The 13,994-nt window shown below is 72.6% G+C and carries 10 protein-coding genes; 2 read left to right on the top strand and 8 right to left on the bottom strand.

What is annotated here, in order from left to right:
* Positions 1-3: 3 nt before the first annotated feature.
* The gene (locus WME90_RS12765; protein WP_437281380.1) at positions 4-996 is read right to left on the bottom strand and encodes a hypothetical protein; all 993 of its coding nucleotides are present in this window, start codon (positions 994-996) and stop codon (positions 4-6) included.
* Between the two features lie 193 nt (positions 997-1,189).
* On the opposite strand from WME90_RS12765, the gene hisD reads away from it, so the two are divergent.
* A complete protein-coding gene (gene hisD / locus WME90_RS12760) occupies positions 1,190-2,575 on the top strand; it encodes a histidinol dehydrogenase (RefSeq protein ID WP_437281379.1) in 1,386 nt (461 codons plus the stop codon).
* 165 nt (positions 2,576-2,740) lie between these two features.
* Here the strand turns inward: hisD and WME90_RS12755 are convergent, their stop codons facing one another.
* A complete protein-coding gene (locus tag WME90_RS12755; protein ID WP_437281378.1) occupies positions 2,741-3,670 on the bottom strand; it encodes a DUF4388 domain-containing protein in 930 nt (309 codons plus the stop codon).
* Between the two features lie 391 nt (positions 3,671-4,061).
* On the opposite strand from WME90_RS12755, the gene WME90_RS12750 reads away from it, so the two are divergent.
* Positions 4,062-5,144 carry an L-erythro-3,5-diaminohexanoate dehydrogenase gene (locus tag WME90_RS12750; protein WP_437281377.1) on the top strand — a complete coding sequence of 361 codons (1,083 nt, stop codon included), beginning with the start codon at positions 4,062-4,064 and terminating at the stop codon, positions 5,142-5,144.
* A 72-nt stretch (positions 5,145-5,216) separates the two neighbouring features.
* Here the strand turns inward: WME90_RS12750 and WME90_RS12745 are convergent, their stop codons facing one another.
* From WME90_RS12745 to WME90_RS12720, 6 genes are all read right to left on the bottom strand, one after another.
* The gene (locus WME90_RS12745; protein ID WP_437281376.1) at positions 5,217-7,430 is read right to left on the bottom strand and encodes an ATP-binding protein; all 2,214 of its coding nucleotides are present in this window, start codon (positions 7,428-7,430) and stop codon (positions 5,217-5,219) included.
* Between the two features lie 107 nt (positions 7,431-7,537).
* Complete coding sequence (locus tag WME90_RS12740; RefSeq protein WP_437281375.1) at positions 7,538-7,912, bottom strand: hypothetical protein; 375 nt, start codon at positions 7,910-7,912, stop codon at positions 7,538-7,540.
* Between the two features lie 4 nt (positions 7,913-7,916).
* Positions 7,917-11,609: a sigma 54-interacting transcriptional regulator gene (locus WME90_RS12735; RefSeq protein WP_437281374.1), complete on the bottom strand. Its 3,693-nt coding sequence runs from the start codon at positions 11,607-11,609 to the stop codon at positions 7,917-7,919.
* 91 nt (positions 11,610-11,700) lie between these two features.
* Positions 11,701-12,576, bottom strand: a complete 876-nt coding sequence (locus WME90_RS12730; protein ID WP_437283601.1) for a DUF2520 domain-containing protein — start codon at positions 12,574-12,576, stop codon at positions 11,701-11,703.
* 5 nt (positions 12,577-12,581) lie between these two features.
* Positions 12,582-13,244, bottom strand: a complete 663-nt coding sequence (gene nadD, locus WME90_RS12725) for a nicotinate (nicotinamide) nucleotide adenylyltransferase (protein ID WP_437281373.1) — start codon at positions 13,242-13,244, stop codon at positions 12,582-12,584.
* Positions 13,228-13,845, bottom strand: coding sequence for a hypothetical protein (locus tag WME90_RS12720; protein ID WP_437281372.1), 618 nt, complete (start codon positions 13,843-13,845; stop codon positions 13,228-13,230). Before WME90_RS12720 ends, nadD begins: the two co-directional genes overlap by 17 nt.
* Positions 13,846-13,994: the final 149 nt, after the last annotated feature.

The raw sequence follows: 13,994 nt of genomic DNA, 5'->3' as shown, positions 1-13,994 counted from the left end.
GCGTTACAAACCTCCGACTGCGGGGACCGGCTGCGGCTTTCCGGCGTGGATGACCGCGCACCGGACGGTGGTCGACGACGTCGGCGCGCTCGCCCGCCCGCCACCGAGGACGAGCGTGCCGAAGATGCTGCGCGCCGCCGCGTCGACCTCCGCGGCGCCGCGCGGCGGCACCGGGTTCCCGCTCGCGTCGAACACCGTCACGGCCTGCACGACGCCGCGGGCGATCTCGCCCTCGGGGAAGGACATCATCACCGTGGCGCGGACGTAGGCCGACGCCCCCTCGACGATCCCGAAGCTGTACGGCTTCTTGGCGAAGGCGCCGCAGAAGCCGCTCGTCCCCATGCCGCCGTCGGGCCCGTAGTTCGCCGACGCCCACTGCCCGACGTTGACCGTGAGCTCGCTCTGACCCGAGCCCTGCGCGTACTGGACGCACTGGGCCAGCGCGGGATCCCACATCGCGCCCGTTGGGCACCGCCCTACCTTCGCGCACGCCTGACCGGTCCAGACCTCGTCGCGCGCGCAGGTCTGCGAGAGCGGGACGCACGCGGCGGTCGGGCCGTCGACGACGAGCTCCTGGCCGGGCGGGCATCCGAGCTTCTGCCCGGCGCCGACGGCGACGCCGATGTTGGACGCCACCTGCTCGCGCGACACGCAGTAGCCCGTGCTCTGGTCGATCTCGTCGCCGGGTCGGCAGCGATCGGGGGCGCACCCGCCGGCTTCGTAGTGGCGACCCACGCCGCAGTAGGCGTTCGCCGCCTGCGGCGTGAGGCACTGGCCCGCGACCGAGAGGTAGCCTTTGAGGCAGCGGCAGCGGTTCTGCGTCGTGTCGAAGCCGGCGCCTTCGCCGCACGACGAGATCGAGCAGCGGCAGCTGCTGCCCTGGCAGATCTTGAGGAAGCAGGAGTTCTCCGGGCACCCGACGAGCGCGGCAGGCGTGAGCGCGAGGAGCACGACCGAGAGCGCGGTGGAGGCGAGGCCAAACGAGCCGGACCGCATCGGGCGACCCTACTCGATCCGCTCGGGTCGTGGAACTCGCGGAGCGACGTGCGAGCTCCGCGCGACGTGCGCTGCAGTCTCAGCCGCGCGGAGCGTCGGCCGCCGCGCGGCCGACGTACCGGCGGCCGGGGTGGTGTGGTACGGGGTGTCGCCGTCCGCGCGGAGATTCCACCGCGCCGGTCCATATCAAGCCATGCTGCCCATCTACATCGAAGGTTCGCCTCAGTTCGAGTCCACCCTGTCAGCCCTGCGCACCCGCGGCACGGGCGATCTCGCGAACGTCACGCCGGCCGTGACCGAGATCATCGACAACGTGCGGCGGGGGGGTACTCCCGCCGTGCTCCGCTACATCGAGACGTTCGAGCGGAGGACGTCGAAGGCGCTCGTCCGCCACGCGGGTCCCGAGGCGGAGGGCGGCTTCGGCGGCGCCGAGGCGCTCGCGCGGCTCTCGCCGGAGGTCCGCGCCGCGCTCGAGACCGCAGCCGCGAGGATCGCGCGTTACCATGAGCGGCAGCGCGACGCGGGCGACCTCGGCCCCGCCAGCACGACGGCGAACGGGCCCGCGCTGCAGGCGGGCTTCAGCTACGAGGAGGAGGGCGTCCTGCTCGGCATGCGCGTGCGCCCCCTGCGTCGCGTCGGCGTCTACGCGCCGGGCGGCAAGGCCCGCTACCCGTCCAGCGTGCTGATGTCGGCCATCCCCGCGCGCATCGCCGGCGTGCAAGAGATCGTGCTCGCGAGCCCGTCGGCCGACGACGCCACGCTCGCCGCGGCGCACCTCTCCGGCGTGACGACCCTGCTCGACTCGGGCGGGGCGCAGGCGATCGCGGCCATGGCCTACGGGCTCCCGGAGCTCGCGCCGGTCGACAAGATCGTGGGCCCCGGCAACGCCTACGTCGCTTGCGCGAAGCGGCTCGTCTTCGGGGACGTGTCGATCGACGGCATCACCGGGCCGAGCGAGATCCTCGCGCTGGCCGACGAGTCCGCCGATCCCCGGCTCGTCGCCGCCGATCTCCTCTCGCAGGCCGAGCACGACGAGGCGTCCTACGCCCTCCTCGCGACGACCTCGGCGAAGCTCGCCGAGGCGGTCGCGCGCGAGCTCGACGCGGCGCTCCCCGAGCTCACGCGGCGCACGATCGTCCAGGCGTCGCTCTCGACGCACGCGGCGGCGCTGGTCGTCGGCTCGCGCGCTCGCCTCGCCGAGATCGCCGATCAGCTCGCGGTCGAGCACGTGGCCTTCCACGTCGCGGACGCCGAGGGGCTGTTCTCGGAGATCGGCACGCTCGGCGCCGCGCTGCTCGGCGAGCTCACCCCGGTCGCCGCGGGCGACTACCTCGCGGGGCCGTCCCACGTGCTCCCGACCGGCGGCTCAGCCCGCTTCGGAGCGCCGCTCGGGGTCTACGACTTCGTGACGCGCGCGAGCCTCATCCGCTACTCCAGCGCGGCGCTGCGAGCGCAGGGCCCGATCATCGAGAAGCTGGCCCTGGCGGAAGGCCTGCAGGCGCACGCCCGCGCCGTGTCGCTCCGCCTCGCGAGCAAGGCCGTCGACCCGGCCGCGAAGCGCGGCACGTCGCAGTCCTGACACCACCCGCTCCGCGCGCCGCGCCATTGAGAGCGCGGCGCGCGAGGGCGCGCCGGAGGCCGCTTTTTTCCCGGCCCTATCGCGCGACGTTCCGCCGAGCAGAGCACACACCGGTGCGACGGGCCGCATCACGCGGCCTCACGACGCCCGGCGCTCCAGCCCGGCTCACTCGACGCGGAGGTAGCCCGCGTTGATCATCTTCAGCACGGACTGCGCGGTCTCCAGATCCGTCGCGGGGCTCTTGTTGAGGACCATCGCGAGGTGCCCGTGGTTGAAGACGACCTGGAGGACGTCGAGATCGACGGGCGAGAGATCGCGGAGCTGCGGCTTGAGCGGCTGGGGGATCACCAGGCGCGCCGACAGATCCGGGAGCTGGTGGCGGATGTTGTTCAGCTCGTCGATCTGCCGGAGCCCCTCCATGAGGAGCTCCTGCACCGTCGCGCTGATCTCGCCGGTCATCACCCGCTCCTCGGCCGCCTCGAGGTCGAACGTCCCGCCGGCCCACGTGAGGATCCGGTAGACGCTCTTCAGCGGCGGGACGTCGGTCAGATCATTGATGGTCGCAAAGGTCACGATGCCCTTGCGCAGGTAGATCTTGCCGACATCGTCGTCGGAGCGGACAACGAGGACGCCGCTCTTCTTCGATGTGCCGAAGAGCTGGAGCAGATCCGGGAGCGGGATCTCGTCGATCGACCCGGACATCGACCGGGTCTGACCGCTCCTCAACGAGGGCTCGTCCATCCTGCGACGCGCCGGAGGCGCGCCTGGGTCGGTGGAGACGACCTTGAGGATGCTGGTGCCGATGAGCACACGATCGCCCTCCTTCAGGGTTGTCTTCTTGATCTTCTCGCCGTTGACGAACGTGCCGTTCGTCGAGCCGAGATCCTCGATCACGATCGACTGTTCGGTGCAGGCAATCCGGGCATGGCGCCGGGAGACCATGTCCTCGACGAGGACCATGTCGAGGTCGCTGGAGCGACCCACGACGATCTCCTGCTGCTCCCCGAGGGGAAATTCGCCGCCTTGGTACTTCCCGGAGATGAAGCGCAACGCCAGTTGCCGCGTTGCCGACACCTTGGGAGCGTGGTTATCCATCGCAGGGAGTAAATACCTTCGTGCGCTTACGGGAGCGCCAGCAGGGGGCAAAGCTTAGTTTCACCGAGCAAAGGTGGTCAAGAGATCCGGTCCATTCTTTCAAATGAGTCGGCTCGTCCGGTCGTTCGATCGTCGTCCTCGTCGTCCGATCCTGACGCAACGCTCCGGCTCCCCTCCCTCGACCGCCCCAGGGGCCCGCCGCGAGGGTGCCGGCAGACGTCCTCGGCGCCCGTGAGTGTATCCAATTTGCGGGAAAGAGACAGCCCGGCTCCGTCGACGCGGTCGATAGTCCCGCTATCCAGGTCCACGTACCCCCGGGCGGGTGCGCCGGGCCGCCTCGGCGGAGAATCCTGCGCCCGCTCGGCGCATTGCCCTTGCTTTCATGCCCGGCATGTTGAACGGCCTCGGCGTGAGCTCCGAAGCGACGCAACGCACCCTCGCCGCAGGCGATCCGCTGGGCACGCACCGCGTGCTCGATCCACCAGGGGCCATGCCGCAGCCAGCCGAGCGGCTGGACGCCGACGCTTCGCGCCACTTCGAGACCGAGATCGTCGTCGATGTGCAGACGCTGAACATCGACGCCGCCAGCTTCCGCCAGATGGAGGAGGCCTCCGGCGGCAGCCCGGACGGCGTGGCGCGGCTCGTCCTCGAGACGGTGGTGCGCCGGGGCAAGCAGCACAACCCGGTCACCGGCTCGGGCGGCATGCTGCTCGGCGTCGTACGCCGGGTCGGCTCGCTCGCTGAGCACCGCGGCGTCGCCGTCGGCGACCGCATCGCGACGCTCGCGTCGCTGTCGCTCACGCCGCTCTCGCTCCGCCGGATCATCGCCGTGCGGCCCGCGTCCGCGCAGATCGACGTCGAGGGCACCGCGATCCTCTTCGCGTCGGCGCCGCTCGCCCGGATGCCGACCGACATGCCCGAGCGGCTCGCCCTCGCGCTGCTCGACGTCGCCGGCGCGGCGCCTCAGGTGGCGCGCCTCGCCGGCCCGCGCGACAGCGTGGTGGTGCTCGGCGCGGGCGGGAAATCGGGCCTCCTGTGCGCCGCCGAGGCCCGGCGCTGCGTCGGTCGCGCCGGGCGCGTCATCGGGATCGAGGCGTCTCCGGAGCTCGCGTCCGACCTGCGCGCGCTCGCGATCTGCGACCACGTCGCGGTCCTCGACGCGCGCGACCCCATCGCGGTGCGCGACGCCGTGCTGCCGTTCACGGGCGACGCGGGCGCCGATCTCACGCTCTCGTGCGTGAACGTCCCGGGCGTGGAGCTCAGCGCGATCGTCGCCACGCGCGACCGCGGAAAGACGTACTTCTTCGCGATGAGCACGAGCTTCACCGCGGCCGCCCTCGGCGCCGAGGGGATCGGCAAGGACGTGGACCTCTACATCGGCAACGGCTACGCGCACGGACACGCCGAGCACACGCTCGCGCTCGTGCGGGAGCACCCCGGGCTCGAGCGGCTCATGACGTCGCGCTACGGCTGAGCTCCCCGCTCGGCGCAGCGCGGCCGGAGACGCGCGCACAGGCGCCGCGGGCATGTACGGAGCGCGCCGACCTCAGCCAGGCCGCTCCTGCGGGGCCACCTCGGCCGGCGTCAGCGCCGCGGGCGTCGCCGGCGCGCCGAGCTTGTCGACCGCGGCGGGGAGGATCACGGCGAAGGTGCTCCCCTTCCCCTCGTACGACCGGACCTCGATGCGACCGCCGGCGCTCTGCGCGATGCGCTGGCTGATCGACAGCCCCAGCCCGGTCCCCTTGTCCTTCGTCGTGAAGAACGGCAGGAAGATGTTCGCGAGCACCTTCTGGGAGATCCCGGGGCCGTTGTCGGTGACGTTGAGCTCGACGAACGGCTCGTCGGAGCCCGAGCCGGGCCGCGTGCCGCGCCCGAAGCGGACGCGCGTCGAGATCACCACCTTGCCCCGGCCCTTCATGGCCTGGACGGCGTTGCGGAACAGGTTCATCAGCACCTGCCGCAGCTGCTCTGGATCGATGGCGACCCGGGGCAGATCCGGATCCAGCGTGACCTCGACCTCGAGCTGGTCGTTCCTGCGCTCGATCGAGAGCACCTGCAAGGTGCGGCGCACGATCGCGTTCACGTCGGTCGGGACGACCGAGCCCTGCGCCGGCCGCGCGAGATCGAGCACCGAGCCCACGACGCGATCGAGCCGGTCGACCTCTTCAAGGATGATCCCGAGGAACTCGCGCGACGCCGCGTCGATCTGCGCCTCCGGCACGGGATCGGCGAGCAGCTGCGCCGCCCCCTTGATCGCGCCGAGCGGGTTCCTGATCTCGTGCGCGAGCCCGGCGGCCATCTGGCCGAGGAGCGCGAGCCGGTCTCGCTCCTTCATCTGCGCGTAGAGGCGCGAGTTCTCCAGGACGACGCCGATCTGCGCGGCGAGCGTCTCGAGCAGGGTCAGCTCCTCGGGCGAGAACGCGTCGCGCACGCGCGTGTCGGCCACGACCAAGAGCCCGATGGGCTCGCCCTGCTCGTCGCGCGCGCACAGCACCACGCCCGAGCAGAGGCTGCCGAGCACCTCGGCCGCCGCGAGCACCGCGTCCTCGGGGACCTGGGGCCGCACCTCCGTCCGCCTCGCGAAGTTGCCGTCGTCGTCCGCGTCGCTCTGGCTGCGGCGCGCGCGCCGCTCGCGGGCCTCGCGCTCGAGCTCCTCCATCGCGAGCGGCCCCCGATCGAGGCGATCGAGCAGCGCCCTCGCGGTCGCGACCTCGATCCGCTCCGGGACCCGCGGCCCGAGCGAGGCGAGCCGGTCGAAGCCCGTCCCGTCCTGATCGCGCAGGTAGAGCGCCGCCGCCGTGACCCGGCGCGACTGCTCGAGCGCGCTCATCACGATCGAGCCCATCTCGTCGACCTCGAGCGTGTGCACGAGGCGCCGCCTGGCCTCCGCCAGCGAGCGGTCGAGGTCGAACCGCTCCCGCAGGAAGACGCGCTGGAGCTGCTCCTCGACGCGCTCCCGCAGCGGGTCGAAGAGCACCAGGATCACGATCGCGGCGAGCACCGCGTTCAGGTACATCGTGTTGAAGCCGCCGATGAACGTGAGCAGGAGATAGAAGATCAGCGCGATCAGGAACGCGACCGCCGTGGCGACGAGCAGGCGGGCGAGCATCTCGTAGGCGTCGAGCAGGCGCTCGTGCCGGAGGGCCTGGGCGAGGACGAACAGGAACACGATCGAGAGCGCCGCGCCGACCGGCGGCGGCTCCGCGCCGAGGAACCAGGCGAAGTCGGCGACGCTGGCGAGCCCGGCGAGCGCGCCGATCACGACGAGGAACCGCACCCGGCGCTGCGTGGCGCGCGAGGAGCTCTGCTTGCCCCGCTGGCCGAGCGTGTAGAGCCCCGCGGTGAGCAGCGCGAAGACGTAGAGGAAGATGCAGCCGCGCGTGAGCCAGTCGAGCCACGAGCCCGGCTCGCGGCTCACCAGCACGAGGACGAACAGCGGGATGACGAGCACCCCCGCGAACCGCAGCAGGCGCGAGCGCCGATCCGCGTCATGCGGGATCATCGCCTCGAAGAGCTGCAGCGCGAACTGCGGGAGCAGCACGGCGAGGATCGCCGTGAAGCGCTCCCAGATCGAGGCCTGGAAGAAGCCGAAGAGCGACTGAGAGAGGTACCAGAGCCCGACGTCGGCGGCGAACGCGGCGAAGAAGAGGTGGACGCGGCGGACGCGGCCTCGCAGCAGCGTCGACGCCGCGATGGCGAGGGCCAGGGCCCCGCAGACAAGGGTCGTCCGTGTGCGGAGATCGATCCCGAGCGGCGCCACGCGCGAAGGCTACCGCGGCGAGCCGCTCGGCGACCGCAAAACGCGCCAGAGAGCCGCGCCGCCGGGCGACGGGGCGCTGGCGCGCTCAGGCCGCTCGGGCGCGCGACTCAGCGCGTCCCGTCGCTCTCGGAGGGGACCTGGTCGCGTCTGTCCGCGCTGCCGGGGCTCCACGGGAGCGGGTCGGGGTTGCAGCGCTCCTGCGACCGCACCTCGATCGTCGTGGGCGCGCCGTCGCCGCCGGACGGCGGCGCGACGTCGCGCGGCTGGAGCGAGGCAGGCGCAGCGAAATCGGTGACGAGTACGACGACGTCGCCGTCCGTGCCATCGCTCGATCCGGACGCCTCTTCGGAGATCATCGGATCGAGATCGCTCCACGCTTCGACGCTCTGCTCGTCGCGCTCCGCAGGCGCAAACGCGCACCCCGCCAGCAGCAGAGGTGCCGCGAAGCCCCCCGACAGCCAACTGCTCCAGCAACCTCGCATCACTTCAATCCTCCGAAGTCCCGCCAAAGCCATACTGCTTGACAAGCTGGGAAAGCCGCGGCCGCTTCATGCCCAGGAGCACGGCGGCGCGTGTGATGTTCCCACGACTTTCGTCGAGGGCCCTAGCAATGCACTCGCGCTCGAGCTCGCGCTTCATGTCGCTGAGGCTGACCCCTCCGCGGACATGGGCGTACGCGAGTTCCAGCGGCGTGCGATCCGCAGGCATCGACGGCGGCTGTGACACCGGCCCCGCCTGCTCGGACGCCGACGGGCGCGGCCCACTGGCCGCTTCTCTTGAAGACTCTCTGGGCGCTTCTCTGGGCACTTCTCTGGGCACTTCGAAAGCAGGCTGCATGCCAGCCCTCGGCGTGATCGGAGCGCTGCCCGCCAGCTCCGCGGCGTCGAGCTCCCGCAGCCCCTCGACGTTCGTCGTGAAATCCTCGAGATCGATCACCTCGCTGTCCGCGAAGATCGCCGCGGCGCGCAGGGCGTTCTCGAGCTCGCGCACGTTCCCCGGCCAGGCGTGCCGCGAGAGCGCCTCGATGGCCCGGCTGGAGAGTCGCTTCGGCGCCGCGCCGCGCTCGCCGCCGATCCTCGCGAGGATGGCGTTCGCGATCGCGGGCAGATCTCGCGGCCGATGGCGAAGCGCGGGGACCTCCAGGACGACCTGACGGAGCCGGTAATAGAGATCTTCCCGGAACTCGCCCCGGGCAACCATCGCACGCAGGTCGCGGTGGGTCGCGCAGAGGATCCGCACGTTGGCGCGCAGCGGCGTGACACCGCCGACCCGCTCGAAGGTCTTGTCCTGCAGGACACGGAGCAGCGCGACCTGCGTGCGCGGCGAGATGTCCCCGATCTCGTCGAGGAAGAGCGTCCCCCCCTCGGCGAGCTCGAAGCGCCCGCGACGGCGCGACGCCGCGCCGGTGAACGACCCCTTCTCGTGGCCGAACAGCTCCGACAGCAGCAGCGTCTCGACCAGGGCGGCGCAGTTGACCTTGATCAGCGGGCCCGCCCGCCGCGCGCTCACCTCATGGATCGCCTCCGCGACGAGCTCCTTCCCGGTGCCGCTCTCGCCGTGGATCAGCACGGTCGCGTCGCTCGCGCCGACCCTCTCGATCTGGTGGATGAGGCTGAGCAGCGCGGGCGTCGTCCCGACCATCCGCTTGATCGCGGGGACGACGCTCGACGGCCGCGGGGCGCGGGCCGCTCCCCTGGCGCACCCGGCGCACGCGCTGGAGCCGCAGAGCTCACAGCCCCTCGGCTCCGCCTCGGCGGCGCTGCGCGCGCACGCCTCCAGACGGGCGAGCTCGGCGAAGCTCCGGCGCGCGAGGAACTTGCGCGCGATCTCGGGCGGCAGCGACTCGGCGATGCGATCGCGGAGATCGATCGCCGCCTCGAGGTGCGAGCGCGCCGCCGCGGGCTCGTCCTCCGTGACGCGCGACGCGCGGTCCCCGGAGGACGACGCATGGTGGAGCAAGACGTGCGCCTCCAGCGCGCACTCGTGGCTGTGGGCCTGGCGCGACAGCGCGAGCGCCTCCGCGGCGATCTGCCCGAACGGCGCCCCGGCGGCGCGGGCGCACAGCGCCTCGAGGAGCGCGATCTCGGCGCGGTGGCGGTCGGAGGTCGCCTCGGCGCGCGCCCGCTGGATCATCTGACCGGCCTGCAGGAGGTCGCCGTCGTGGAGCGCGACGCGCGCGGCGATCGCGTAGCACTCGCCGAGCTTCGAGCCGGCGCCGCAGGCGAAGGCGGCCGTGAGCTCGGACCAGGCGTCCACGGTGCGGCGGGACTCGAAGTGGATCTGCGCCGCGACGTAGGCGACGTGCGTGATCCGCACGCCAGGGACGACATGGCCGCAGACCTTCCGCGCGAACGCGAGCGCCTGCTCGGCCTCCTCGATCAGCCCGAGCTGGAGCCGGATCTCCGCGAGGTTCGTGATGAGGTTCACGAGGGCGACCTTGTCGCCGATCCTCCGGAAGATCTCGATCGCGCGCTCGAAGAGGCGCAAGGCCTCCGGATACTCGTGCTTCAGGTGGGCGATGACGGCGAGGTTCGTGAGGGCGTAGCCGGTCGCCGCGCGCTCGCCGCGCCGCTCGCCTTCCTCGAGCACCTCGGCGAGCATCGAGCGGGCCTCGTCGAGGCGGCCGCTGGAGAGCAGCGCGATGGCGCGGTTCAGCCGGGCGCGCAGCTCGCTCACGTGCTCGCCCGCGCACGCCGCCTCCCACGCGTCGGCCGCGAAGTGCAGCTCCGCCCCGGCCCAGGCCTGCTGCGCGAGGAGGAGCTTGCCGAGGACGTTGCGCGCCTGAAGGCGCGTCGCGATCTCCCCCGCGCCGGCGAGCCCCTCCTCTGCGCGCGCCTTCGCCCCGGCGAGATCGCCCGTCTTGCAGCAGAGCTCCGCCATCTCCACGGCGCCGCGCGCCCGCTCCTCGGGCGTGGCCGCGAGCGAGAGCGCCCGCGAGAGCACGATCGCGGCGGTCGTCAGGTCGCCGCGCGCGCTCGTCGCGCGGCCGCGCACGAGCAGCGCGGCGAACGACTCCCGCTCGCGCTGCGCCGCGGAGGAGAAGTCGATGGCGAACTCGATGTCGCCGAGCCGGAGCGCGAGCTCCGCGGCGCGGAGCAGCCGCTCGCCCGAGGCGCCGCGCTCGCCGGAGAGCGCCCGCATCGTCCGGGACCAGCGCTGCCAGAAGTCGGCGCGCGCCGACGGCTCGCCGACCGAGGAGATCGCCAGCATCGCCGCGGCCTCGGCGCGATCGTCCTGACCCAGCGAGGCGAAGAGCTCGCCCGCGCGAGAGAGGCTCCATGGATCGGACGACAGCGCCTCGAGCGCCTCCGCCACCGCGAGCACATCCTCGGGGTCGACGCCGGCCGGATCGATGATCGCGCGCCGCGCCGCGACCCACCCGCGATCGTCGGCCTCGATCAGGCCGAGGGCGGTGAGCTCCTGGGCGGCGCCCTGGCGCGCCGCGTCCCCCGCCCCCGGCTCCGCGCGTCGCGCCGCGAGCAGGGCGAGCTGCGCGCACGGCCAGGGCCGCTGGCTCAGCGCGAGCCGATCGAGCAGGCGCGCGGCCTCGCGGCTCGGCGGCCGCCGCGCGGGGCGCTGCTCGGGCGGCGCGGCCAGCACGGCGGCGCACCAGCCCTCCAGCGCGTCGAGCCGATCCATCTTCGCGACGACCCGGCGCTCCGCGTCCGCCGCGAACGCCTCCCAGAACCGGTGCAGATCGTCCGGCGACGCGATGCCGTCGATCGTGAGCGCGCTCGTCCACGGCCGTATCGCGGCGTCGCTGCACACGATGACCAGCGCGGAGCACGAGCCCTCCGCGATGAGGCGCTCGACCTCGTCCAGCACCAGGCTCCCCCAGCGGGTGGCCTCGCCCTCGGTGACGAGCAGGATCGCGCGCTGCGCGGCGGCGCTGATGCCCTGCGCGGCCGCTGACGGCTCGGCAGAGGTGACCCCGCAGCGCAGCGCGAGATCGCGCCAGGGATCCCGATCCGCGGCGTGCGCGGCCGAGATCAGCGAGCGCCCGACACCTCGAGCGCGGCGCGCGAGGTGGGAGCAAACCGCGTCCAGGACCGGCCGCTGTCCATGGACGTGGAGCACCCCACGCGACGCGGCATCGAGGACGCGCTCATCGAGCGCCCGGAACCCGCCGGAGTCGCTCGTGGTGGCAGAAGGAACGCAGGCTGCAGCAACGGATCCCAAGGCAACAAAAGCGTACCTCTCCGCTGGACCTCCCATCAACGGATCCTGCCGTCGGCCGTTAATGAGGTGATTACCTCACAACGATAAATTTTCAGTCCTGGTGCTTGTTTCCGTCCAAGACCTGCTGGATGGCGTCGAACGCATCCGCAGGTGCTTCGCCCAGGACGCGGGCCAGCGGGAGCTGCGTCGCCGCGGCGGCGACGTAGAACGGCACGAGGTGCGGCGCGAGCCGACGGAGGGTCTCGAGGTGCCGCGCGACGCCGGCCGCGTCGCCCCGGCGCACCGGCCCCGTCAGCGCCTCGGGCACGCCGAGGACCTCGACGTTGTCCGCGACCGTGCGGAGCAGCGGGCCGAGCATCTCGGCGGCGGTCCTTCGATCGATGCCCGCGCGCTCGAGCAGGTCGACGCCGGCGGCCGCGAGCGCGGCGGCGCCGTTGGCGACGAGGCCCGCCGCTGCGTGGTAGGCGACGCGATCGAGGCCGGGGAACGTGCGCGGCGTCATGCCGAGGCACACCCCGAGCGAGCGCGCGGCGCGCACGGCGACGGGATCGCCGTCGACGTGGAGCTGGCCGCGCTCGAGGAAGGGCGCGAACGAGGGCGAGGCGAACGAGATCATCGGGTGCATCTGCGCGACCGAGACGCGGCCGCCCCGCACCGCCGCGAGCGCCTCGGGGCCGAGCGCGCCGGCGCAGTGCACCACCGCGACGTCCCTGTGGCCGACGAGCGCGCGGTCGCGCAGCGCCTCGGCGCAGGGCGCGATGTCCCGATCGCGCACCGCGAGGATCACGAAGTTCGCTTCGATGCGCTGCGAAGGCAGGCCGTCCCGCGCGGGCCTGAGGGTCACCTGCAGCCCCGCGTCGCGAATGACGCGCGCGAGCCCGCGGCCCACCTTGCCGCCGCCATAGATGAACACCTCCAGAAGGGCGTTTTCCTCCGGGTGCACCGGCGACGGGCGCGTGCTGTCCATCTCGCTCACGAGCCGCTCCCGTAAAGGTGGTGCGCTAGCACATAGTCCAGCACGGCGCGCGGGACGCGCTGGTGGACGGCCTCGAGATCGCCCGCCGCGAACGCCCGGCGGATGTCGCTGCTCGAGATCCGAGGGAGCTGCACGTCCGCGGCGCGCAGGTGGGGACGAGGATCGGCCGCCCCTGCCTCGAGGCGCTCCTCGACGGACGCGACGAAGCCGGAGCGGCCGAGGACGATCGGCGGGGCGAGCTGCTCGATGCGATCGAAGCGGTGCCACCTCGGGAGATCGGGGAGCACGTCGGCGCCCACGAGCAGGCGCATCGCCCAGTCCGGGTGCGCGGCGGCGAGGTGCTCCAGCGTGCGCAGCGTGAGGCTCTCGCCGCCGAGATCGCGCTCGACGGGCGACACCGACACGCGCGGGAGCCACCCGAGGGCGAGGTGGCACATGGCCAGGCGATGCTCGAACGGCACGAGCTCCTTCGAGAAGGGGTGGCGGTAGACGGGGACGACGACCACCTCGTCGATCGGCGCGACGGAGATCGCGTACGTGGCCGCGAGGACGTGCGCGACGTGGGGCGGGTTGAAGCTGCCCCCGAAGATGGCGACGCGGCGCGCCTCGGGCGCGCGCGCGGCCGGGGCGCCGGCGTGCGCGTCAGCCGTGCGAGCCACCTTGAACCCTCAGCTTGGGACCGGCCGCGGACGGGCCCACGATCTCGCGCGCGGTCACCGCGCCGCTCGCGTTCATCACCTCGATCCGCACGCCGCCCTGCCCGTCGTCGAGGAGCGCGGTGCCGCCGTCGGAGCCGATCGGCCCGGGAGAGAAGAACGTCCGCTGGCCGACCTTCTTGATGAGCGGCTCCGGGCTCTTGCCGAAGACGAGGAGCGACGCGGCAACGATGTCCTCCTCGTCGAGCGCCGCCTTGTCGAACACGAAGAGCGCGACGCGCCCGTCGAGGATCTCGATGGTGCGCCGGCCCGACGGGAGGCTCATCAGCACCTTGAGGCGCAGCCGCGCGCGCTCGGACGCCACGAAGGCGTCGATCTGATCCGGGGTCGCGGCCGCGCACCGCGCGGCCCGTTCGAACAGGGCGCCCTCGGTGGGATCCGCGCCGACCAGGCGCTGCGCCCAGCCCACGACGACCCGCTCGAGGGCGTCGTCCTCGGCGACGTAGATGACCCGCTCGGCGTGGCCTTCATCGAGCAGGTGCTGCGCGCCGCGAGCGAGCGCGGGCAGATCACCCTGTGCAGGGCCGAGGACGCCGAGGCGCATCGACCACAGCATAGATCACCGCGCGAAGGTGAGGACACCTTCTCCACTCCGCCCGCTCTGCGCGCTTCCTGTGCCTTCCGCGTTTCCCGCGCCTACCGTGCTTCCCGCGCCTCTCTCCTCTCGTGGTTCTCGTGATGGCACGCCTCGGC

It is taken from the genome of Sorangium sp. So ce375 (assembly GCF_051473855.1).
GTDB lineage: Bacteria > Myxococcota_A > Polyangia > Polyangiales > Polyangiaceae > Sorangium.
Note: the sequence above shows the minus strand (reverse complement) of the source record. Positions and strands in the feature narration are given on the sequence as shown.

Excerpts from the sequence above, each read along its gene's own strand:
- WME90_RS12740 (WP_437281375.1), bottom strand. The coding sequence starts at position 7,912 with ATGCGAGGTTGCTGGAGCAGTTGGCTGTCGGGGGGCTTCGCGGCACCT.
- hisD (WP_437281379.1), top strand. The coding sequence starts at position 1,190 with ATGCTGCCCATCTACATCGAAGGTTCGCCTCAGTTCGAGTCCACCCTG.
- WME90_RS12720 (WP_437281372.1), bottom strand. The coding sequence starts at position 13,845 with ATGCGCCTCGGCGTCCTCGGCCCTGCACAGGGTGATCTGCCCGCGCTC.
- WME90_RS12765 (WP_437281380.1), bottom strand. The coding sequence starts at position 996 with ATGCGGTCCGGCTCGTTTGGCCTCGCCTCCACCGCGCTCTCGGTCGTG.
- WME90_RS12750 (WP_437281377.1), top strand. The coding sequence starts at position 4,062 with ATGTTGAACGGCCTCGGCGTGAGCTCCGAAGCGACGCAACGCACCCTC.
- WME90_RS12730 (WP_437283601.1), bottom strand. The coding sequence starts at position 12,576 with ATGGACAGCACGCGCCCGTCGCCGGTGCACCCGGAGGAAAACGCCCTT.
- WME90_RS12755 (WP_437281378.1), bottom strand. The coding sequence starts at position 3,670 with ATGGATAACCACGCTCCCAAGGTGTCGGCAACGCGGCAACTGGCGTTG.